We start from the raw sequence: 19,888 nt of genomic DNA, 5'->3' as shown, positions 1-19,888 counted from the left end.
GGCCGAGACGCAAGCCTTGCTGCGCTATAGCTTCGGCGAACGCCACGCCACTGCCGCAGCAGCGATCAGCATGAGCAAGGCTGCAACCACCGCCGATGCCGCAAACCCGAACGTGGAATAAAGCGGCCCGAACGCCGTGGTGCCGACGAACACCGCGAGATAGGTCACCGCGCTGTTCAAACCCATGATCGTGCCGCGGCGCGCAGGGTCGAGCGCCGATAGGCGCATCACCAGGACGTTCAGCCCGAAATGATTGGCAAGGCCCCAGACGGCTATCATCGCTATGATCAGGCCGAAGCTGCCACTTGCCGCAGCAATCGCGACATAGACGAGCGCGACGAGCAGATAGGCAAACGGCATGACCCGCCGCGCGCCCAGACGATCGATGACGCCGTCAAGAAGTGCCGCCGTGCCAAAGCCGGCGCCATAGGCGAGCGCGGCCAGCCCGTTGGCACTGACCGGCCGTCCCAGGCCGTTGTGAAGGTGATCGCCGAGATAGCCATAGACGCCATAAAACGCCGTCATGAAGGCGGCGCAGGCGACCAGAAGCGGCACTATGCCGGGAATACCCAAGGCGCCCAGCGGCGTCGGTGCCTGACCGCTCTTCCTGACGTCGCTGAGCAACGTCAACGTGAGGCTGGCCAATGCGAGTGTTGCGAGCACCGCGACCGCCGCGAACACGGCGCGCCAATGCACCAGGTCGGCAAGTACGGCCGACAGCGAAACGCCGGCGACCATGCTCAGCGTCCAGCCGGTCAGCACGACGCCGATGGTCCCGCTTTCACGACCGGGCGGCGCAATCGCGGCGGAGCTGGCATAGATTGCCGGCATGGCGACACCCGCAGCAATGCCGGCGAGAAGCTGGGCCGCGACCAGCGCCGTCACCGTCGGCGCCGCAGCGCTGGCGACGAGCGCTATTGCCAGCAGCAGCAACGCTCCCTGCAGCATGCGGCGGGCGCCGAGCCGGTCGATGTAGCGCGCCAGGAACAAGGCGCTTGCCGACGTACCGAGCCCGAACGCGGCGGACGCGATCATGACCGCCGGCACGCTTGTGCCGAACGACGCGGCCACCGCCGGTGCAATCGGACCGAGCACAAGCGAGTTCGAGCCGATCACGGCAATGCACCCGGTCAGCAGGTAAGCGAGTGCCGGGATTGGCGGCTTGGGGGCCGCTGCGAATGTGGCGACTTGATCACTGTTCGACATATGGCAATAATGGCCGTATTAAATTCTGCTTCAATCGGGAATTTTAATATGGATGAAGAAACAGATGGCATTCCGCAGAACAGGCCTGCCGCCCGCGATATCGATGCAATCGACCGAAAAATATTAGGCGTCCTGGTCGACGACGCGACGATCAGCTATGCCGAGCTCGGCGACCGCGTCGGCCTTTCGCCGCCGGCAGTCCATGAACGCGTCAAGCGCCTGCGGCGGAGTGGCGCCATCCGCAACACCGCGGCCATCATCGATCCCAAGGCGGTACACAAGCCGCTGCTCGCCTTCGTCCATATCGATACCAAGGGGTGGGGAAAGACGCCGGAGCTGATGGCGATTTCCGAACATCCCGAAGTCGAGGAGATCCATTCGGTGGCCGGCGACACATGCATGCTGATCAAGGTCCGCACCGAGGACACGCGGGCGCTCGAAGGCCTGCTGTCGCGCCTCTACGAAACACCCGGCGTCACCTCGACGCGAAGTTACGTGGTGCTATCGACCTATCTGGAGCGGCCAGTGCAGCCGGGGATTACGACGGAGTGGCCGACGCCCCGGCACATGGCCAAGCCGCTCTATTAACTCAAACGATCCTCACGCGTATCCAAAGTCGAACCGGGAACGTCCTAGAGACTGCATCCTGTGGTTATCCATCGGGCCGTTTCGTTTTCGTCGGTTCTTGGGTCTCACGGGACGCCTGTGCGCAACCGGAGATATGCGATGAGAAAATTGATAGTGGGCAGCTTCATTTCGCTGGACGGCGTCATCGAAGCGCCAATGGAATGGGCCTCGCCCTTCTTCGACGAGGAGATGAAGGAGCACTCCTATGAAAAGGCCGGCGAGGCCGATTTTTTCCTGCTCGGCCGCATCACCTATGAAATGTTTTCGGCGCGCTGGCCGCAGGTCAAAGGCAGCAAGTACATGGACCGCATGAACGGACTGAAGAAGCTCGTTGCGTCGCGCAGCCTCAAGGAGGTGAGCTGGAACGCATCGCTGATCGAAGGCGACGTCGCTGCCGAAATTGCCAGGATCAAGCAACAGGCCGGCGGCAACATACTGAAGTATGGAGTGAGCAATCTCGACCAGACGCTGCTCGCCAACAGGCTTGTCGACGAGTATCAACTCTCGATCGTGCCGACCCGCGTCGGGCATGGCAAACGCGCTTTCCAGGATGTCGACCCATCCCTGGTCAAGCTGGAGCTTATAGATACGCACCGTTTCAAGAACGGCGTCATTACGCTGACCTATGTCCCGCTGTGATCCGCCGCCGAATTGAATGCCCATGAAGATGCAGCCAAGACTTGACCCGACCGGGCTTTTCGACGTCCGCTACGCCGGCTTCCTGGAGACAGTCGCGCATTTGCGTGGGCGGCTGCACCGCTACTGTGCACGCATGACCGGTTCGACGCTCGACGCCGAAGACGTGATGCAAGAGGCGCTGTTCGAGGCCTATCGGAAGATCGAGAAGCTGGACGATGCGAGTGCTCTTCGCCCCTGGCTGTTTCGCATTGCACATAATCGCTGCATCGATTTCCTGCGAAGCCGGCAGGTGCGTCAGCATGCGGAGGCCAATTTCGTCGAAGACGAGATCATCCTGCCGGTCGAGCCGGTGGGCAACGGCGCGGATCGCGCGATCGAACGGCTGGTTATCCACCTGCCGCCCAAGGAACGCGCCTGCGTCCTGCTCAAGGATGTCTTCGACTATTCGCTGGAAGAGATCGCCGATCTCGTCGGCTCGACCGTGGGTGGCGTCAAGGCCGCGTTGAGCCGTGGCCGCTCCAAATTGGCCGCCTTGTCAGGCGAGCCAATCGTCCGTTCGGAGCCCCAGCGCGATCCGGAACTTCTGGAATTGCTCAGCCGCTATGTCGAACTGTTCAATCGCCGCGACTGGGACGGGGTACGGGCGCTGACCAGCGCGGATGCCCAATTGCAAGTCGCGGATTGCTTCAAGGGAAGGCTATCGGAATCACCTTACTTCGTTGAATACGAAAGAGCCTCGACGACCTGGAAAATGGCGATTGGCATAATCGATAGCGAGGCGGTGCTGCTCGTGCTTCACCATGGCGAAGACGGTTGGAAGCCGGCCCATCCGGTTCGGATCGAAGCCGCTGGCGGGATCATAAATCGCGTCACCGATTACTATGCCTGCCCCTGGATCATGCCGGCCGCTGGTGCGGTGGTCGTTTCCGGGCCGGCCTAACCGGCAGCAGGACCTGCAAGTGTCCGGCATCGACCTCAATGAAATGGGATCGATGCCGGACGGGGCATAGGCGCTTACTGAAGTTTCGCCTGCAAGGCGTTGACGTCATCCGTCGTCATTTCGCCGTCGGTCGTCACCTTGCCGTCGATGATCTTCCAGAGCCGGAACGGGCCGGTGATGTCGCCATACTTATCGAAGGCGACCGGACCGATGACTCCTTCGTAGCGGATCGGCTTGCCCTCCTTGATCAGGCCGAGCGCCTTGGCGAACTCGTCCTTGCCGGCATAGATCGGCGTGCCGGCCGGGTCGACCGCCTTGTACATCGCGTCCTTGATCTTGGCCGGATCCTCAGAGCCGGCAATGGCGATGGCCAAGCCGACGATGGCGCCGGCATCATAGGATCGATCGGCCGCCGGGTTCGAGGGTTCGATGCCCGAAAATTCCTTGTAGTTTTTGGTGAAATACTCGGTCGATGCGGTCGGGCTGGTGCCGGAGGAAGTGCCGTACGCATCCTTCAGGTAATCCGCGCCAACGGATTCGATGAAGTCCGGGCTGTTCATGCCGTCATTGAGCAGGAACTTCTGGACACCGCCCTGCGAAATCCAGGTGCGGGCGATGGTCGCGCCGTCGACAGGCGTGCTGACGAGATAAAGCCCGTCCGGTTCGCCGGCCATCGCCGCGGTCACTTCCGAGGCATAGCTCGACTGCTTTTCATTGTAGGGCGTGTCGGAGACGATGGTGCCGCCGAGCGCCTTATAGGCGCGTGAGAATTCCGCCACCATGTTAACGCCGAAGTCGTTGTTGACGTGGATGACCGACAGCTTCTTGAAACCCTTGTCGATGGCGTATTTGGCGGCAGCGACACCCTGCAGCGCATCAGATGTGATGGTGCGGAAGAAGATGCCGTTGGTCTTGCCGTCGCGCCCAAGCGCCGTCAGCGTCGGCGACGAGGAAGCAGGCGACACCTGGACGATCTTGGCCGGAGCGGTGACCGAGGTCAGGATCGGGATCGACACCGAGGAAATGATGCCGCCGATGATCACCGGCACCTTCTTGACCTGCACGAGTTGTGTCGCGGCATCGACCGCGATGTTGCCTTGGCTCTGGCTGTCGCGGGTGTCGGTTGCTAGGTCGCAGCCGCGCACGCCGCCCGCCTCGTTGATATCGCGGAAGGCCATTTCGACCGATTTTGCGCCGGCCTGGCCGTATTCGCCGGCGGGACCGGTCAGTTCCATGACGAGGCCGACCGTGATCTTGCAATCCGCGGCCTGCGCTGCACCGGCCGCTGTCACCAGAGCCAGCGCAGTGGTGATCTGAAGTATGGTCTTTTTCATTGTTGTTCCCCTTTCGTTACACGACTCTCATTGACGCCTTGAACCTGTTCAGTCTTCCGGCATCTGCAGCCAGGTTTCATGCAGATGTCGCCATTCGACGCCGTTGGGCGCCGATGAGCTGGTGGTGAAGACCGCACTCGAGCGGCGGCGGCTGTGCTTGCCCCCGCGCTGCTGTGCTTCGATGTAACAGACGACGATCGTGTCGTCTGACTGCCAGCCGGCCCGGATATCCTCGATCGAGATACTGAAATCGCCATCAGAGGTGGCGCGGCTTGCCCTGACATGGTCGAGCACCGCGTCACGATCGAGGACCTGACCGTCCGGCGCAACCATGCAGAAGCCTTCGCCCATGACGCGTTCGAAGCGGCTGAAATCTGCATTGTCCGCACTCGCCGCATTGAACCAGTCGACGAAGAAGCGGTGGAGATCGACCACTTCGGCACTGGCGCGGGAAAGCAAGGAGGGCTTCTCGTCCATGGCCGCGCTCATTTCCTGCCTGCATTCAAATTGTAATGCATGATCGAGCCGTGGCGGCCGTGACGGTCGCGTTCCAATGTGTAGACGTCGCCCAGCGGCCCACGGCTTTGCGCGATCACGGCAGCGATCCTCGCCCGGTCGTCGGCATCGAGCGCGATGTCCATGATTCTGGCATTGGCAAGGGCGTGCGCCTGGTTGCGGGCGCCGACGATGACGGCCGCCACTTGCGGCTGCTCCAGCACCCAGGCGCTGGCGATGGTGGCAATGTCGACGCCGTGGTGGTCGGCGACGGCCTTCAGTGTGCGAAGCAACTCCTGGAAAAGCTCCCAACCGCCAAAGTCGTCGATGATCAGCTTGTATTTGACCAGCGACCGGTTTTCGAGTGGCGTTTGTGGCTCGGCAACGCCTAGCCATTTTTCGCTGAGGAAGCCGCCCGCCACCGAACCGTAGCAGAGGAAACTGACGCCGTGCTGGCTGGCGAGCGCCGCAAGGCTGTTGGCCGGCCGCTGGTCGAGTACCGAGTATTGCAGCTGTTGGCTGACCAGCGGCACGCCGGCGGCCAGGATCTCGGCCAGCCGCGGCGTGTCGAAATTGGTGGTGCCGATGTTGCGCACCTTGCCTCGGAGACGCAGGTCGTTGAGCCAGCCCATCGCATCGACGTAGCCCGGCAGCGCATAGTCCCACCAATGGAACTGAACGAGATCGAGCCGCTCGGTCTTCAGCCGCCGCAGCGACTGGTCGACGATGCTGCTGATGTAGTCGCGGCTGATGCTGGAAAGCCTTTCGAGGTCAGGCACCAGCTTGGTGTGCACCTTCATCTTGGCGGCGGCGTCGAGGCCGCGCTCATTGGCAAGCCGCAGGCGCGCGGCACCGATCAGTTCCTCGACGCCGGTATAGATGTCGGCACAGTCATAGGTCCCGATGCCGGCGTCGAACGTGGCGATCAGGTCGGTTACCGCCTGTTGGCGGTCGATCGCGCCGTGCCCGCCGGCAAGCTGCCAGCCGCCACGAATGACGCGCGAGATCGTGTAGCCGGGGCTGAGCTCGAACGCCTTGGCGGTCATCTCTGGTCAGTCTCCTTGGGCAGCGGCACAGCCGTGGTTTCTGAATGACTGAACCACCGCTTGCCGGTCCTGACGATCCTGAGCCGGCTGGCGCAATTGGGATCTGGACAGGCGATCTCGGCATCCGAAGTCATCCAGTCGTTCCTGTGGGTCGGGCGTTGCTTTGCGGCCAGAAGCGGCAACACTGCCGCAATGGAATAGATCGAGAAGCCCTGCCCCGTCGGCATCGACAGCATCTCGCCCTTCAACTCGAAATAGTCGCCGGCCTTGGCACCGCAATAGATCGGCTTGCCCTCGGGGACGACCGCCTCGACGCGAAGGTCGAAGAGTTCGAAACTGTCGTCGGCCATTCAGATCTCCACCCGGGTGAAGGTGATGTCACAGGCGCCGTTGCGGCGGATCGCGCCACAGGCGGCAGCGAATTGATCGCGCTCTTCGGGACGCACCTGCGCGACGACGCTTCCGGCAAGCCAGCCGATCGGGAACAGCAAGCGCGCGCCCGGTCCATAAAACAAGCCGATGTCGAAGATGGCATTCGGGTTGCCGCCCCACATGCGCGGCGGCACGTAGGACAACACGATGTCACCCGGCTGCGGCGTTAGCGTTGCGTTCTCCGCCGGCAAGGGCCTGGCATAGGTTTGGCCCTCAAGTTCGGCTGATGGAACCGGGCAGGAGATTTCCGGCCCGGTCCACATCGCATGGATGCCGGCAACGACGCGCGGCTGCTCGAGATAGGCCAGCAGGAAGGCGGCGTTGTCGGGCGCCTTTTCAGGCAACAGCAGCGCGGTCACGGAAAGCTTCGAGCGTGGCTCGGTGATCCTGATGCCAGGCGTCGTCATGCCCTCAATCCTTCTTTGCTTGCGGATTGGAGCTTGTCGCGCAGGAAGGCGAAGGGCCGGCTGATGTCCGCCACCAGCGCCTCGCGCGCTGCCTGGGCATCCTGCCTGGAAAGCGCTGCGACGATACTACGATGGTAGTGGGCGGTATCGACTTCACCGGCATCGGAAAATGCGTAAATGGCCACGCGAATGCACGGCCCGGATTGCAGCCACAGGCTCTCGATCATCGGGATCAGCACGGCGGAGCCACAGCATCGGTAGATCTCGAAGTGGAAGCTCTGGTTGAGCGTCGCCTCGCGGTCGATATCCTTCTTGTGCTTCAGCGCCCGCATCTCGTCCCATTGGCCCAGCATGGCTTCGACCGTGGCTATCTGGCGCGAATTCATGCGTGTAGCGGCAAGTGCTATCGCTTCGCCCTCTATGAGGGAGCGGGCGCGCAAGAGGTCGTCGATACGCTCCAGCGTGATAGGCGGCACGCGCACCGAGCGGTTGGGAAGCGCCTCCAGCGCCTTCTCGGTGATCAACCGCCCGAGCGCCTCACGCACCGGCATGGTACTGGTGATCAGCGCGTCGGCGAGGCCACGGATGGTCAGCACCTGACTCGGCTCAAAAAGGCCGCCGATCAAGGCACGGCGCAGCTCCGAATAGACGCGATCCTGCACGGTTTCGCGGCCGACCGGCGTAAGCTGGGCTGCGATCGTTTCGTTATTCCGTTCGATGGCGGCCTTCTGCATGGCGTTCCCGGTGGCCATTCGACCCGTTTTCGGCTTGCGGAAGAAATTAAAGCCGAATAGCGTGATCAAAGCAAGTGTGATCACAAATCATAGGCGGCGAAGATCGCTTTCGGCCAGAGGGATTGATGGGCGACACGACAGAACGGCAGGAGGAGATCCGCACGCCGGTTCTGACGGCCAGGAACGTCGTCAGACGCTTCGGCGGCCTTGTCGCGGTCAACAATGTCTCGTTTGACGTCCAGCCAGGCGAAATACTCGGCCTTATCGGCCCGAACGGCGCCGGCAAGACGACGATGTTCGACCTGCTGGCCGGCAGCATCCTGCCGACCAGCGGCGAAATCCTTCTCAACGGCGTATCGGTGTCGGGGGAAGCTGCCCATCGCCGCATCGGCCGCGGCCTTGGCCGCACGTTCCAGATCCCCCGGCCCTTGCCCAATCTGACACTGATCGAAAACGTCATGCTGGCCGCGCAGGGGCAGGCCGGAGAAAGACTGCTCGCCAATTTCCTGACGCCGCGGCGGGTCGCCACCGAAGAGCGGGCGGCCGAGACGAGAGCCATCGAATTGCTTGAGCTCGTCACGCTCGCCCGCCTGGCGCACGAGCCGGCGCGCGTGCTTTCGGGCGGCCAGCGCAAGCTGCTCGAACTGGCCCGCGTCATGATGGCCGATCCGGCAATCATCCTGCTCGACGAACCTGCGGCCGGCGTCAATGCGACGCTTCTTGAAGTCATCATCGACCGCATCCGCGATATCAACAGAAGCGGCATCACCTTCCTGCTGATCGAGCACAATATCGACATGGTGACGCGGCTCTGCCACCGGGTGCTGGTCATGGCAAGCGGCCAGCTGCTGTGCGAGGGCACTCCGGACGAGGTTGCGCGCGACCCGCGCGTCATCGAGGCCTATCTCGGAGGCGCTGCATGAGCCAAACGGTACTCGACGTCCGCGGTCTCGAAGCCGGCTATGAGCCCGGCGTGCCGATCGTGCGCGGCGCTTCGATCACCGTCGACCAGGGCGAGATCGTCATCGTTCTCGGTCCCAACGGCGCCGGCAAGTCGAGCCTTATCAAGGCCATCGCCGGCCTTGTCCCGATCACCGGCGGCACCGTGCTGCTGGACGGCAAGGACATCACGGCGGCGCCCGCCCACACCATGGTCCGCCTTGGCCTTGCGTTCGTGCCGCAGACCGAAAACATCTTCCCGCTGATGTCGGTCGAGGACAATTTGAAGGTCGCCTGCGGCATCCTGAGGCCGCGCGAGATCCCTGCCCGCATCGAGGAAATGTATGCGGCCTTCCCCGATCTCGCCCGTCAGCGCAGAACGGCCGCGGGCAATCTCTCGGGCGGACAGCGGCAGATGCTGGCCGTCGCCCGGGCGTTGATCGTCCATCCCACGGTGCTGGTGCTCGACGAACCGTCGGCCGGCCTGTCACCGAAATTCGTGGCGATGGTGTTCGAGATGCTGGCCGGTATCCGCAAATCCGGCGTCACCATTCTGCTGGTCGAACAGAACGCCAAGGCAGCGCTTGCGATCGGCGATCGCGCCTACGTGCTGGTCGAGGGCAAGGACCGGCACCAGGGCATCGCCTCCGAGCTCTGGAACGATCCTGTCGTCGCCGAGCTCTATCTTGGCCAGCGCCGCCCCGACCTTGGAAAAGGAGGCGCGGCATGAACCTGCAATTCGTCGCCGACGGGCTGCTGGCAGGCTCGATGATCGGCCTCGGCGCCATCGGCGTGACGCTCACCTATTCAATCCTGCGCTTCTCGAACTTCGCCCATGGCGACTTCATGGCCTGGGGCGCCTATGCGACGCTCGCCGTGGTTGGCGCTATCGGCGCGATGTTCGGCAAGATCGCGCCGATCGCACCCCTCTCCTTCGGCTGGCCGCTGATCGTCGCGCTCATCATCGGCATGGCGGCCACCGGCCTGCTGGCGCTGGCGCTCGACATGGTGCTGTTCGCGCGGCTGCGCGCCAAGGGCCAGGCGATCATCGTGGTGATGGCGAGCTTCGGCGCCTCGATGGCGCTGAGAAGCCTGCTCGAATTCATCTTCACCTCGCGTCCGACCTATTTCAGCCGGGCGATCCAGATCGCCATGCCGATAGGCTTCGGCATTCGCATCACCCCGGACCAAATCGCGCTGCTGCTGCTGACCGCCGTTCTGGTGCTCGGCGTACATCTTTTGATGACGCGTACCCAGACCGGCCGCTCGATGCAGGCGTTGAGCCAGAACGCGGCACTTGCCCGCATTGTCGGTATCGACGTCGCCAAAGTCGTGCGCGTCACCTGGATCATCGGCGGGGGGCTGGCCTGTGTCGCCGGCGTCATGATTGGCATTCTCATTCAGATCCGCCCGTTCATGGGTTTCGAGATGCTGCTGCCGATGTTCGCGGCCGCCATCCTCGGCGGCATCGGCAGTGTGCCCGGCGCCGTTCTCGGCGGCTTGATCATCGGTTTGGCCGAAGCCGGCGCGGTGCAATTGATCGGCGCCGAATGGCGGGCGGCCATCTCCTTCATCATCCTGATGGCGGTGCTGTTCGTGCGGCCCATCGGCCTTTTCGGAGTGGGGGAACGCTGATGGATCTGCTCGGCTACGGCGCTTTCTTCCTGACCACCGCGCTGATTTTTTCGCTCGTCACGCTCGGGCTCAATTTGCAATGGGGGCTGACCGGGCTTTTCAATGTCGGGGTCGCCGGCTTCGTTGCCATCGGCGCCTACACCTCGGCACTGCTGACCACGCCCGACGATGCCGCGCGACTCGGCGGCTTCGATCTGCCGATCCTTGTCGGCTGGCTCGGCGCCATGCTGGTGGGCGGTGTCGCCGCCGCCATCACCGGCATCGCCACGCTGCGCCTGAGATCGGACTATCTGGCGATCACCACCTTTGGCGTCGCCGTCGTCGTGCAATTGGTGGCTCTCAATGCCCAGACGCTGACCGGCGGCCCGTTCGGCATCGGCTTCATTCCGCGTCCGTTCGGCGGCCTTGCCGAAACCCCATTGCTGTTCAACCTGTCGAATCTTGCCGTCGTCTCGGTGGTGACGCTAATCGTCTATCTCGCGCTGGAGCATCTGTCGCGCAGCCCGTGGGGGCGCGTGTTGAAGGCGCTGCGCGAGGATGAGCGGGCCGCAATATCGCTGGGAAAAAGCGCGCGTTTCTACCGCGTCCAGGCCTTTGCCGTCGGCGGCGCCTTCATGGCGCTGGCCGGTGCGCTGCAGGCGCATTTCACCGGCTTCATCGCCCCGGACAATTATTTGCCGGCGCTGACTTTCCAGGCCTGGGTGATGCTGATCGTCGGTGGCTCGGGCAGCAACATCGGCGCCGTCATCGGCAGTATCCTGGTCTGGGCGATCTGGGCCGGATCAGGAGCCTTGACGAGTGTGTTGTTCTCGCCCGAACAGCAGGCCCGCGCCGCCTCGCTGCAGATCGTCGCCATCGGCGTGATGCTGTGCGTCATCCTTCTGGTCAGGCCGAACGGCCTGTTCGGCGACAGGCCGCGACGCGCAAGCTTCGGCAAGGGCGCGAAAGCGGCTCCGGACGAGAGCGCTGCACGGTCATGAGCAACGTTGCCATGCCACGCGGCCTGTCGCTATGGCATGCGGTCGGCCGCAACCGCGGCGACCGGCCCGCTCTCGAAGGTGCACTCGATGTCGATCTGGCGATTGTCGGCGGCGGATTTTCGGGCCTTTCAACCGCGCTGCACACCGCCGAAAAAGGCATCTCGGTTGCCGTCCTCGAGGCGGAAATCATCGCCTGGGGCGCGACCGGCAGGAACGCCGGCTTCGTCGTGCCGAATTTTGCCAAGCGGGACCCGGACGATATCATTGCCCAGCTCGGACCGGAACGCGGCGAACGCCTTGTCGATTTCGCCGCCGGCGGCGCCGACCTCGTCTTCGACCTGATCAGGCGGCACGGCATCGAATGCGATGCCGTCCAGAGCGGCTGGATACAACCCGCCCATTCGCAGACCGCTTTGGAAAAGACCAGATCGCGCGCCGAACAATGGGCACGACGCGGAAGACCGACTGATGCGCTGGACAGGCAGGCGGTCGAGGAGTTGACCGGCGTTCGCGGCTATCTCGGCGGCTGGATGGACAGGTCGGGCGGTATCCTCAATCCGGTCGAATATGCGCGCGGATTGGCCGACGCGGCGGAAAAGGCCGGAGCGCGCATCTTCGAGCATACGCGTGTCGCGTCGATCGATCACATAGGCGATGGTTGGGCTTTGAAGACGGCCTCCGGTTCGGTCCGTGCCGAAAAAGTGCTGGTCGCCACCAACGCCTATGGCGGACAGCTCGAGCGTACGCTCCAGCGAACCTACTTCCCACTGAAGATCTTCCAGATCGCGACGGCGCCGCTGCCGCGCGAATACCGCACCCGGTTGCTTCCGGGCGGGCAAGGCGTCGGCGACACCAGGCGCAATCTTTTCACCTTCCGCTTCGATGGCGAAAACAGGCTGATAACCGGCGGCATGCATGTTTTTGGCCCCGGTGCCGACACTCGGGTGCCGCAGGCAATCTGGCGGCGGCTGGCGAAGCAGCTCGATCTCCCGGAGATCCCGCCGCTTGAATACAGCTGGTCGGGGATGGCTGCGGTCGAGCCCGACTTCCTGCCGCACCTCGTCGATCTCGGCCCCGGCCTGGTTGCGGGCTTTGCCTGCAATGGGCGCGGCATCGCCATGACGACTGCCATGGGCGAGGTGCTTGCCGACTGGGCTGATGGAACAAAGCCTCAGGATTTGCCGCTGCCGTTTGCGCCGCCGTCGCCGATCCCGTTCCATAGCCTGGTGCGGCATGCACCAAACATGGTGCTCCCCTGGAGCATGCTGCGCGACCGGCTGGATGGCTGATCGACGTGCGTCTCCGGCCGCCGTCCTGATACCCGAACTGCTAGACTCGCCCACATCATGTTGTTAACGACAGCGGATGAAGCAGAACTATCTTTATCTCATCATCGGCGCTTTGGTCGTCGCCGTCATTGCCTTGGGCATTTACGTTTATCGCGAGGAGACTAAGCCGAAAGGCGTGGAACTTCGTATCGACGATTCCGGCATTTCGGTTCAGGAAAAATAGACCAGGTATTCGTGTTGCCCGACTTTGCGCGCTAGACTAGAAGTCGGCTTGCACCGCCTCAACCAAGCTCCAACGTCGTTATCGCAAAAACTCCGGACTGCATGAGCTGCGGCGCCCTTCCCTTGTACATCCGAGCCGTTTCGAAGCCCGGTTGAAGGCCGGTGGACGTCAGCCGGGCCGCAAATCGCCCGCTGGTTTCGGGAACGTCGAGATGGACGTTTCCGGGACCGGACATGTGCGCGAGCGCGGCGAAGAGATGGCCTGCCGCGTCCAGGCTGTCGGCAAAGAGCGGGCCGATCTTGCAGCCGTCCCGGCATTGGCGCGCGACGCAGTATCCCGCAATGGCGCCGTCCTTGACGATCGCAAGCGCCATATGTGGCGGGCGCAGCCAGTGTTCCAGGAAAGCTTGCCTCGGGCCAGGAAAGAAGCGGCGGTCATAGTCCAGTATGTCCGGCACGAGTTCCGGCCGTATGGCGCGAATGTCGCCGCCGGCGGCTGCTGGGACATTCGGTGGCCCCAAGAACCGTATCGTCCGGTAGGCCGGTGCAAAACCCATGCTGCGGTAGTTGGCCTGCTGTTCGACAACGCCGTCGAGGCCGATCGTGCGGTTGCCGAGCCGCGCCATGCCGGCATCCCAGACTGCCTTGCCGTGGCCTTGGCCACGCTTGTCCGGGCGACAGATGTAGAGGCCGATGAAGCCGAAATCCTCGCCATAGGCAACGGCCGAAATGCCGGCAGCCATCTCGCCATCGACAAAGGCGCCGATGAAGCCCTGCGGGTCGGCTGCCTGGAACAGCGCTGCGTCGCCGAGGCCGGGATTCCAGCCTTCCGCCGCCGCCCAATCGACAAGGGTTTGCACTTCTTCAAGTGCGAGCGTTCGGATGGTTCGGGGCATTGCGATCACTCGGCGGCATCAGGCGCGAAGGACTTCAACGCACCATGATAGGGCTTTGCCAGAGGGCTTGCATAGGCGCCGCGCTTGGATGTCGTCAGGCCAAGCGCGATCAATGCCTCGGCCTGCTTGACCGCAGCGCCGACGCCGTCGATGACTGGAAGCCCGAATTCCCGCTGCAGCGCGGCCGCCAGATCGGCCATGCCGGCACAGCCGAGCACGATGGCCTCGGCGCGATCCTCGTCAATAGCGCGCGCAATCTCGTTGCGCAGCTTCAGGAGCGCGTCGGACGCCGGATCTTCGAGGGCAAGAACCGGGATGTCGGCAGCACGCACGCGCGCGCCCCGCCATGCCGTAGCGCTGCACCAACCCTTCGACCGGCACGCGCGAGCGTCCGGTCGTGGTGACAACGGTAAAGCGCTGGGCGATGAACGAGGCCGTGCTGAGCGATGCCTCGCAGATGCCGATGACCGGAATATTGGCCATGGCGCGCGCGGCATCGAGGCCGGTATCGTCGAAACAGGCGATGATCGCGGCTTGCGCGCCCGAGCGTTCGCCGGCGGCGATCTCGACCAGCAGGCCGGGCACGGCAAGTGCTTCATCGTAATAGCCTTCGATCGATACAGGTCCCATCGACGAGGTGACGGCAACGATCGTGGTCGTTGCGCCGGCGACCGATCGCGCGGCGGCCGCGATGGTCTCGGTCATGCTGGCGGTGGTGTTTGGATTGACGACGAGGATCTTCACTGTCAGGCACGCTCGCGGCGGCGGCCGACATAGACGATCGCGCCGAGCGTCAGCAGGATCACCAGGAAGGAAAACACGGTTGTCACTGTGCCCAGCGCATAGAGCACCGGCGTCGTCACATTCGTCGTCATGCCGTAGATTTCGAGCGGCAGCGTGTTGAAGGTTCCCGAGGTCATCAGCGTGCGGGCGAACTCGTCATACGACAGAGTGAAGCCGAACAGGCCGACACCGATCAGGCTGGGAGCGATCATCGGCAGCACGACATGGGCGAAGGTCTGCCACGACGACGCTCCCAAGTCGCGCGCGGCCTCTTCATAGGCCGGCGAGAACCGGTTGAAGACGGCAAACATGATCAGCACGCCGAAAGGCAAGGTCCAGGTCAGATGGGCGCCGAAAGCAGAGGTGTACCAAGCGGGGCGGAAGCCGATCTGCTGAAAGACGACGCCGATGCCAAGGCTGATAATGATCGACGGCACGACGAGGCTGGCGACGGCCAGATAGAACAAGGCAGTTGCGCCGCGAAATTTCTGCCGGAAGGCAAGGCCGGCAAGCAGCGACACGACAACAGTCATCACCATCACCATCAGGCCAAGGACGAGCGAGCGTTTGAAACTGCCGCCGAAATCGCCGACTGCCTGGCGCTCGAACAGATTGGCGAACCAGTGCAGCGAAACGCCGTTCAACGGAAATGTCAGGCCGCCATTCTCGCCCTGGAAGGACAGTATCAGGATCGCCGAAAGCGGGCCGTAGAGGAACAGCACGAAAACCGCGAAGAAGGCCGCCAGCACATAGAATTCGAAGCTGCGCTTGTCGTGGCTCATCGCCTCACAGCTCCTTGCGAATGTCGACGATGCGCAGGATGCCCGCGACCATCAGAAGCACCAGCACCAGCAGCACGACTGCGTTGGCGGCGGCTGCCGGATATTGCAGCAGCGACATCTGGTTCTTCATCATCAACGCGACGGAAGCGCTCTGCCCGCCGGACATCACCTGCACCGTCGAAAAGTCGGCCATCACCAGCGTCACGAGGAAGATGGTGCCGATCGCCATGCCGGGCTTGGCAAGCGGGATGACGACGTTCCACAGGATCTGCCAGCCGGAAGCGCCGGCGTCGCGCGCGGCCTCGATCAGCGACTTGTCGATGCGCATCAGCGTGTTGAAGATCGGCGTCACCATGAACAGCGTGTAGAGATGCACCATGGCCAGCACGACGGCGAATTCGGAATAGAGCAGCCATTCGATCGGCTTCGGGATCAGCCCCATCTGCACCAGCGTCGAGTTGACCAGGCCATTGCGGCCAAGCACTGGAATCCACGAGATCATGCGGATGATGTTGGAGGTCAGGAACGGCACGGTGCAGACGAGGAACAGCACCATCTGCATGGCCGTGGTCCGGATATGGAAGGCGAGGAAATAGGCAACCCAGAAACCGATGAACAGCGTCAGCGCCCAGACGATGGCGGCGTATTTCAGCGTGTTCAGATAGGTTTTCCAGGTGACCCAGGAGCCGAGCGTGTCGGCGTAGTTGGTGGTCAGGAAATCCGGATACATCGCCGCGAAATCGTAGCCCCAGAATGAGACCACGGCGATCATCAGGATCGGCAGCAGGAGGAACGCACCGAGGATCAGCGCCAGCGGTGCCGCCTGGAGATAGGGTGCGACGCCGGCAAAGGAGCACCTAGGTCTGGCCGGCTTCGCAGACGTAACGTGCGTGGATTGTTCGAGCGCTACTGCCATCTATCTCTCGGTCCAAGTCGGCGATGCGACTGAGGGGTGTTCCCTTCTCCCCGTGTGGGAGAAGGTGGCCGAGCGAAGCTCGGTCGGATGAGGGGTGTTCCAGCTTGGCACCAACAGTGCTCCGTCCAGCACCCCTCAACCGTCTTGGCGCTGCGCGCCAATCCACCTTCTCCCACAAGGGGAGAAGGCAGAGGGCATCAAGCGGCGATGAACTCATTCCAGCGCTTTACCATATAGCGGTCCTCGTCCATGACCGAGTTCCAGCAGGCGACCTTGCCCATGCGCTCTTCGAACGAGCCGCCGTCACGCACGGCGCCTGCCTTTTCCATGACCTTGCCGTCCGGCGACAGGATTTCGCCCTTTGCCGGCTTGCCTTCGATCCAGTAGCCCCATTCGTCCTCGGACATGAACTTCTTGGCCGACACCATGTTGGCCGAGTAGTAGCCCTGGCGATTGAGGTAGCCGCCCACCCAGCCGGACGTGTACCAGTTGATGTATTCATAGGCGGCATCGAGTTCGGCGCCGGAGAGATGGGCTGCCAGGCCAAGCCCGCCACCCCAGGACCGGTAGCCTTCCTTGAGCGGCTGGAACCGGCACGCGATGCCCTTGGAGCGGACCGCGGCCACCGCCGGCGACCACATTGACTGGATTACCACTTCGCCTGAAGCCATCAGGTTGACGCTTTCGTCGAAGGACTTCCAGAAGGCACGGAACTGGCCGTCCTGCTTGGCCTTGATGAGGAAATCGATCGTCTTGTCGATCTCCTCCTTGGTCATGTTGCCCTTGTCGGCATATTTGATGTTGCCAGTGGCTTCCATGATCATCGCCGCATCCATGATGCCGATCGACGGGATGTTGAGGATGGCTGTCTTGCCCTTGAAGGCCGGATCCATGATGTCGGCCCAGGTGGTGATGTCACGGCCGACGAGGTCGGGGCGGATGCCGAGCGTATCGGCATTGTAGATCGTCGGCACCATGGTGAACCAATTGGTCGGCGCCTTGGCGAAAACCTTGCTGTCCTGCGCCTCGACGTAACCGACCGTGTGCGGCGCGGTGCCCTGGGCGATGACGCTGTCCGGCGTCAGCTTGCCGGTTTTGAACAGCGGCACGAGCTCGTCGTAGTATTTCAGCTTGCTGACATCCATCGGCTGCAGGACGCCTGTCGGGAACACCTTCTTGCAGATCCAGTATTCGATGTCGGCGATATCGTAGCTGTCGGGCTGCGTTACCGCGCGCTGGGCGGCGGCATCGGAATCGGTTGCCGTCATCTCCAGCGTGATGCCGAGGTCCGCCTTGCACTTGTCGGCGATGGCATTGAGGTTGGACACGCCGGTGCCGAACTGGCGCAGCGTGATGTTCGATTGCGCCCAGATGGTCGGAAAGCCTGATATGGCGCCGGAACCGGCGGCAAAACCGACGGCGGCGGCACCTGTCTTGAGCAGCGAACGGCGCGATATTCCTGTCTTCTTGTCGGTGGTGTTGGTCATGCTCAGTTCCCCTGTTTTGGTTGGTTATGCTGGGTTTCAGGAATCGAGACGGCCAAGGACGATCGCATCCTCGGCGTCCCAGGCGATCGGCACCGCGCCGCCGACGGCAACCGGTTTGGCGAAGAAGCTGGTGTCGTTGACGATCACCGTGAAATCCTCGATGCCGGCGCCGTTGACCGAGAGTTTCACGGTCGAACCGCGGTATTCGACATTTGCGATGATGCCGGTGAACCCGAGCCCTGCGGCCGGCGGGTCGCCGATCCGCACATGGTCGGTGCGAATGGCGATATCGATCGGCTGGCCGATCTCCCTGCCCTGCCCGCTGGCGGCGAGCGTGACACCGCCGGGCACATCGAAAACAACCATGCCGTCACGACTACCGGTGACGCGGCCGGAGATGACATTGTGGTCGCCCATGAAACGAGCGACGAAGGCCGTGGCCGGCCGCTCGAACACCGTGCGAGGGTGCGCCGCCTGCTCGATACGGCCGTCGTTCATGACCACGATCAGGTCGGCCAGCGCCATCGCCTCTTCCTGGCTGTGGGTGACGTGGACGAACGTGATGCCGAGCGACGTCTGCAGCTTCTTCAGTTCGGCCCGCATGCGGATCTTCAGGAACGGATCGAGCGCCGAAAGCGGTTCGTCGAGCAACAGCGCCTCGGGATCGGTGATCAGTGCGCGCGCAAGAGCAACGCGCTGCTGCTGGCCGCCCGAAAGCTGCGCCGGACGGCGGCTGGCATATGCCTCCATCTGCATCAGCTTCAGCATGTCGAGTGCCTTGGCGCGGCGCTCCTCCTTGCCGACGCCTTTCATCTTCAGGCTGAACGCGACATTGTCGATCAGGTCGAGATGCGGAAACAGCGCGTAGGATTGGAACATCATGGCAGTGCCGCGCCTGGCCGGCGGCAGGTCGGTGACCACTGTGTTGCCGAGCCGCACATCGCCGCTCGATATGCTCTCGTGCCCGGCGATCATGCGCAGCGTCGAAGTCTTGCCACAGCCGGACGGACCGAGCAGGCAGCAATAGGTTCCCGCAGGGATTTTCAGGCTGATGCCTTCGACGGCAGTCGTCGCGCCATAGACTTTCGAAACGGACACAATGTCGATTTCGGCGGCTTTGGACATCCAGCTTCCCCTTTGGTCGGATTAGCCAAAGCATCATGCGTGCCAGTTGCGCGCCGCCGCACCAACCGACTAAATCCTCGAAGAAATCAGGGCTGCATCGACATGGCTGCCGATATGGCATCCTTGTGCAATGCACATATTATAGGCGATTGCCGCCGATCCTCGCAAAAATCGCATGCAATCTTTTTCATCCCTGTATTCACTTTGTCTCTCGTCCAAGCGATGCGATTCAGGGTAGAAGTACGCAGGATCACCGCCATGAACATTGCCGACCAGACTTTCCCTGCTATCGAGGCCGCCAACGAGGATCGCGCGCAGGCGATCCGCGATCAGTTGCGCGACGCGATCGTCGATCGCCGGCTGGCGCCCGGAACCAAGCTTTCCGAAGGCGAAGTCGGCACGCTGTTCGATGTCAGCCGCACCGTGGCGCGCGCCGCACTGCAGATGCTCTCCTTCGAGGGATTGGTGCGCACCGAGCGCAATCGCGGCGCCTTCGTCGCCAATCCGCCGCCGGAGGAAGCGCGGCAGGTCTTTGCTTCGCGCCGGCTGATCGAACCCGGCATCGCGATTGCCGCCGCCGGGCGGATGACGCCGGCGCATGTCGCCGCGTTCAAAGCCCAGCTCGACGAAGAAGGCCGTTTCATCGCCGAACGCGGACCGAACGCAAGGCGATCGGAGATCAAGGCGTCGGGAGATTTTCACCTGCTTCTGGCTTTGGTCGCGGGAAACGTCATCCTGCAGCGCTTCATGGAGGAATTGGTCGCTCGTTCATCTCTGGTGATCGCGCTCTATGGCCGCTCGGGTATCTCGAGCTGCGGCCACAACGAACACACGCAGATCCTCGAGGCGCTGGAAAATGGCAATGCCGAACGCGCCAGCGCGCTGATGCTGCACCACATCGACCATATCGAGGCCGACCTCGATCTGCGCGTCAGGAGCGGCCCGGCACTCAGGCAGGCGCTCGAGTTCTGAGA

At 63.0% G+C, this 19,888-nt stretch carries 22 protein-coding genes and 1 pseudogene; 10 read left to right on the top strand and 13 right to left on the bottom strand.

Annotated features, from left to right (window positions below; all coding sequences use genetic code 11):
- Positions 1–24 precede the first annotated feature (24 nt).
- A complete protein-coding gene (locus tag NKH71_RS18635; protein WP_352895247.1) occupies positions 25–1,206 on the bottom strand; it encodes an MFS transporter in 1,182 nt (393 codons plus the stop codon).
- Positions 1,207–1,254: 48 nt separating this feature from the next.
- On the opposite strand from NKH71_RS18635, the gene NKH71_RS18630 reads away from it, so the two are divergent.
- The 3 genes from NKH71_RS18630 to NKH71_RS18620 all read left to right on the top strand — a co-directional run bounded on the left by NKH71_RS18630 (position 1,255) and on the right by NKH71_RS18620 (position 3,412).
- Positions 1,255–1,794 (top strand): Lrp/AsnC family transcriptional regulator, encoded by a 540-nt coding sequence (locus NKH71_RS18630; protein ID WP_352482745.1) that lies wholly within the window; start codon positions 1,255–1,257, stop codon positions 1,792–1,794.
- Positions 1,795–1,932: 138 nt separating this feature from the next.
- Positions 1,933–2,472 carry a dihydrofolate reductase family protein gene (locus tag NKH71_RS18625; RefSeq protein ID WP_023716688.1) on the top strand — a complete coding sequence of 180 codons (540 nt, stop codon included), beginning with the start codon at positions 1,933–1,935 and terminating at the stop codon, positions 2,470–2,472.
- 22 nt (positions 2,473–2,494) lie between these two features.
- Positions 2,495–3,412, top strand: coding sequence for a sigma-70 family RNA polymerase sigma factor (locus tag NKH71_RS18620; RefSeq protein ID WP_352482747.1), 918 nt, complete (start codon positions 2,495–2,497; stop codon positions 3,410–3,412).
- 74 nt (positions 3,413–3,486) lie between these two features.
- On the opposite strand, the gene NKH71_RS18615 is transcribed toward NKH71_RS18620, so the two are convergent.
- From NKH71_RS18615 to NKH71_RS18590, 6 genes are read right to left on the bottom strand one after another with little or no spacing between them, the layout of a single operon-like run.
- The gene (locus tag NKH71_RS18615; protein WP_352482748.1) at positions 3,487–4,746 is read right to left on the bottom strand and encodes an ABC transporter substrate-binding protein; all 1,260 of its coding nucleotides are present in this window, start codon (positions 4,744–4,746) and stop codon (positions 3,487–3,489) included.
- A gap of 48 nt (positions 4,747–4,794) precedes the next feature.
- Positions 4,795–5,223 carry a DUF4440 domain-containing protein gene (locus NKH71_RS18610; protein ID WP_023716686.1) on the bottom strand — a complete coding sequence of 143 codons (429 nt, stop codon included), beginning with the start codon at positions 5,221–5,223 and terminating at the stop codon, positions 4,795–4,797.
- Positions 5,224–5,231: 8 nt separating this feature from the next.
- Entirely contained in the window at positions 5,232–6,287 is a 1,056-nt protein-coding gene (locus NKH71_RS18605; RefSeq protein ID WP_352482750.1) for an aldo/keto reductase, read from the bottom strand.
- Entirely contained in the window at positions 6,284–6,637 is a 354-nt protein-coding gene (locus NKH71_RS18600) for a TIGR04076 family protein (protein WP_352482752.1), read from the bottom strand. Before NKH71_RS18600 ends, NKH71_RS18605 begins: the two co-directional genes overlap by 4 nt.
- A complete protein-coding gene (locus NKH71_RS18595) occupies positions 6,638–7,126 on the bottom strand; it encodes a DUF3830 family protein (protein ID WP_352482754.1) in 489 nt (162 codons plus the stop codon).
- Entirely contained in the window at positions 7,123–7,860 is a 738-nt protein-coding gene (locus tag NKH71_RS18590; RefSeq protein WP_084642406.1) for a GntR family transcriptional regulator, read from the bottom strand. The genes NKH71_RS18595 and NKH71_RS18590 overlap by 4 nt, the downstream gene beginning before the upstream one ends.
- A gap of 125 nt (positions 7,861–7,985) precedes the next feature.
- Between NKH71_RS18590 and NKH71_RS18585 the strand changes: the two genes are divergently transcribed.
- The 6 genes from NKH71_RS18585 to NKH71_RS18560 all read left to right on the top strand — a co-directional run bounded on the left by NKH71_RS18585 (position 7,986) and on the right by NKH71_RS18560 (position 12,926).
- A complete protein-coding gene (locus tag NKH71_RS18585) occupies positions 7,986–8,783 on the top strand; it encodes an ABC transporter ATP-binding protein (RefSeq protein ID WP_352482755.1) in 798 nt (265 codons plus the stop codon).
- Positions 8,780–9,529, top strand: a complete 750-nt coding sequence (locus tag NKH71_RS18580) for an ABC transporter ATP-binding protein (RefSeq protein WP_352482757.1) — start codon at positions 8,780–8,782, stop codon at positions 9,527–9,529. Before NKH71_RS18585 ends, NKH71_RS18580 begins: the two co-directional genes overlap by 4 nt.
- Complete coding sequence (locus NKH71_RS18575; RefSeq protein WP_352482758.1) at positions 9,526–10,434, top strand: branched-chain amino acid ABC transporter permease; 909 nt, start codon at positions 9,526–9,528, stop codon at positions 10,432–10,434. Before NKH71_RS18580 ends, NKH71_RS18575 begins: the two co-directional genes overlap by 4 nt.
- The gene (locus tag NKH71_RS18570) at positions 10,431–11,414 is read left to right on the top strand and encodes a branched-chain amino acid ABC transporter permease (protein ID WP_352895270.1); all 984 of its coding nucleotides are present in this window, start codon (positions 10,431–10,433) and stop codon (positions 11,412–11,414) included. The genes NKH71_RS18575 and NKH71_RS18570 overlap by 4 nt, the downstream gene beginning before the upstream one ends.
- On the top strand, positions 11,411–12,703 hold the full coding sequence (locus tag NKH71_RS18565; RefSeq protein ID WP_352895246.1) for an NAD(P)/FAD-dependent oxidoreductase: 1,293 nt from the start codon (positions 11,411–11,413) through the stop codon (positions 12,701–12,703). Before NKH71_RS18570 ends, NKH71_RS18565 begins: the two co-directional genes overlap by 4 nt.
- A gap of 76 nt (positions 12,704–12,779) precedes the next feature.
- Positions 12,780–12,926: a hypothetical protein gene (locus NKH71_RS18560; RefSeq protein WP_023716676.1), complete on the top strand. Its 147-nt coding sequence runs from the start codon at positions 12,780–12,782 to the stop codon at positions 12,924–12,926.
- A 58-nt stretch (positions 12,927–12,984) separates the two neighbouring features.
- On the opposite strand, the gene NKH71_RS18555 is transcribed toward NKH71_RS18560, so the two are convergent.
- The 6 genes and pseudogenes from NKH71_RS18555 to NKH71_RS18530 form a co-directional block, all read right to left on the bottom strand.
- Positions 12,985–13,821 (bottom strand): GNAT family N-acetyltransferase, encoded by an 837-nt coding sequence (locus NKH71_RS18555; RefSeq protein WP_352895245.1) that lies wholly within the window; start codon positions 13,819–13,821, stop codon positions 12,985–12,987.
- Positions 13,822–13,826: 5 nt separating this feature from the next.
- Positions 13,827–14,565: pseudogene (locus NKH71_RS18550) on the bottom strand (aspartate/glutamate racemase family protein).
- Positions 14,566–14,567: 2 nt separating this feature from the next.
- A complete protein-coding gene (locus tag NKH71_RS18545) occupies positions 14,568–15,386 on the bottom strand; it encodes an ABC transporter permease (RefSeq protein ID WP_352638976.1) in 819 nt (272 codons plus the stop codon).
- Between the two features lie 4 nt (positions 15,387–15,390).
- Positions 15,391–16,302: an ABC transporter permease gene (locus NKH71_RS18540; protein ID WP_352895244.1), complete on the bottom strand. Its 912-nt coding sequence runs from the start codon at positions 16,300–16,302 to the stop codon at positions 15,391–15,393.
- 197 nt (positions 16,303–16,499) lie between these two features.
- Positions 16,500–17,789 (bottom strand): ABC transporter substrate-binding protein, encoded by a 1,290-nt coding sequence (locus NKH71_RS18535; protein ID WP_352895243.1) that lies wholly within the window; start codon positions 17,787–17,789, stop codon positions 16,500–16,502.
- Positions 17,790–17,825: 36 nt separating this feature from the next.
- The gene (locus NKH71_RS18530) at positions 17,826–18,914 is read right to left on the bottom strand and encodes an ABC transporter ATP-binding protein (RefSeq protein WP_352895242.1); all 1,089 of its coding nucleotides are present in this window, start codon (positions 18,912–18,914) and stop codon (positions 17,826–17,828) included.
- Between the two features lie 258 nt (positions 18,915–19,172).
- Between NKH71_RS18530 and NKH71_RS18525 the strand changes: the two genes are divergently transcribed.
- Entirely contained in the window at positions 19,173–19,886 is a 714-nt protein-coding gene (locus NKH71_RS18525; RefSeq protein ID WP_352895241.1) for a GntR family transcriptional regulator, read from the top strand.
- Positions 19,887–19,888: the final 2 nt, after the last annotated feature.

Origin of the sequence: Mesorhizobium sp. M0983, assembly GCF_040318975.1 — a bacterium.
Taxonomy (GTDB): Bacteria; Pseudomonadota; Alphaproteobacteria; order Rhizobiales; family Rhizobiaceae; genus Mesorhizobium.
Note: the sequence above shows the minus strand (reverse complement) of the source record. Positions and strands in the feature narration are given on the sequence as shown.

Excerpts from the sequence above, each read along its gene's own strand:
- NKH71_RS18590 (WP_084642406.1), bottom strand. The coding sequence starts at position 7,860 with ATGCAGAAGGCCGCCATCGAACGGAATAACGAAACGATCGCAGCCCAG.
- NKH71_RS18625 (WP_023716688.1), top strand. The coding sequence starts at position 1,933 with ATGAGAAAATTGATAGTGGGCAGCTTCATTTCGCTGGACGGCGTCATC.
- NKH71_RS18610 (WP_023716686.1), bottom strand. The coding sequence starts at position 5,223 with ATGGACGAGAAGCCCTCCTTGCTTTCCCGCGCCAGTGCCGAAGTGGTC.
- NKH71_RS18535 (WP_352895243.1), bottom strand. The coding sequence starts at position 17,789 with ATGACCAACACCACCGACAAGAAGACAGGAATATCGCGCCGTTCGCTG.
- NKH71_RS18635 (WP_352895247.1), bottom strand. The coding sequence starts at position 1,206 with ATGTCGAACAGTGATCAAGTCGCCACATTCGCAGCGGCCCCCAAGCCG.
- NKH71_RS18605 (WP_352482750.1), bottom strand. The coding sequence starts at position 6,287 with ATGACCGCCAAGGCGTTCGAGCTCAGCCCCGGCTACACGATCTCGCGC.
- NKH71_RS18530 (WP_352895242.1), bottom strand. The coding sequence starts at position 18,914 with ATGTCCAAAGCCGCCGAAATCGACATTGTGTCCGTTTCGAAAGTCTAT.
- NKH71_RS18630 (WP_352482745.1), top strand. The coding sequence starts at position 1,255 with ATGGATGAAGAAACAGATGGCATTCCGCAGAACAGGCCTGCCGCCCGC.
- NKH71_RS18600 (WP_352482752.1), bottom strand. The coding sequence starts at position 6,637 with ATGGCCGACGACAGTTTCGAACTCTTCGACCTTCGCGTCGAGGCGGTC.
- NKH71_RS18585 (WP_352482755.1), top strand. The coding sequence starts at position 7,986 with ATGGGCGACACGACAGAACGGCAGGAGGAGATCCGCACGCCGGTTCTG.
- NKH71_RS18565 (WP_352895246.1), top strand. The coding sequence starts at position 11,411 with ATGAGCAACGTTGCCATGCCACGCGGCCTGTCGCTATGGCATGCGGTC.
- NKH71_RS18540 (WP_352895244.1), bottom strand. The coding sequence starts at position 16,302 with ATGGCAGTAGCGCTCGAACAATCCACGCACGTTACGTCTGCGAAGCCG.
- NKH71_RS18575 (WP_352482758.1), top strand. The coding sequence starts at position 9,526 with ATGAACCTGCAATTCGTCGCCGACGGGCTGCTGGCAGGCTCGATGATC.
- NKH71_RS18595 (WP_352482754.1), bottom strand. The coding sequence starts at position 7,126 with ATGACGACGCCTGGCATCAGGATCACCGAGCCACGCTCGAAGCTTTCC.
- NKH71_RS18525 (WP_352895241.1), top strand. The coding sequence starts at position 19,173 with ATGAACATTGCCGACCAGACTTTCCCTGCTATCGAGGCCGCCAACGAG.
- NKH71_RS18580 (WP_352482757.1), top strand. The coding sequence starts at position 8,780 with ATGAGCCAAACGGTACTCGACGTCCGCGGTCTCGAAGCCGGCTATGAG.
- NKH71_RS18560 (WP_023716676.1), top strand. The coding sequence starts at position 12,780 with ATGAAGCAGAACTATCTTTATCTCATCATCGGCGCTTTGGTCGTCGCC.
- NKH71_RS18555 (WP_352895245.1), bottom strand. The coding sequence starts at position 13,821 with ATGCCCCGAACCATCCGAACGCTCGCACTTGAAGAAGTGCAAACCCTT.
- NKH71_RS18615 (WP_352482748.1), bottom strand. The coding sequence starts at position 4,746 with ATGAAAAAGACCATACTTCAGATCACCACTGCGCTGGCTCTGGTGACA.
- NKH71_RS18545 (WP_352638976.1), bottom strand. The coding sequence starts at position 15,386 with ATGAGCCACGACAAGCGCAGCTTCGAATTCTATGTGCTGGCGGCCTTC.
- NKH71_RS18620 (WP_352482747.1), top strand. The coding sequence starts at position 2,495 with ATGAAGATGCAGCCAAGACTTGACCCGACCGGGCTTTTCGACGTCCGC.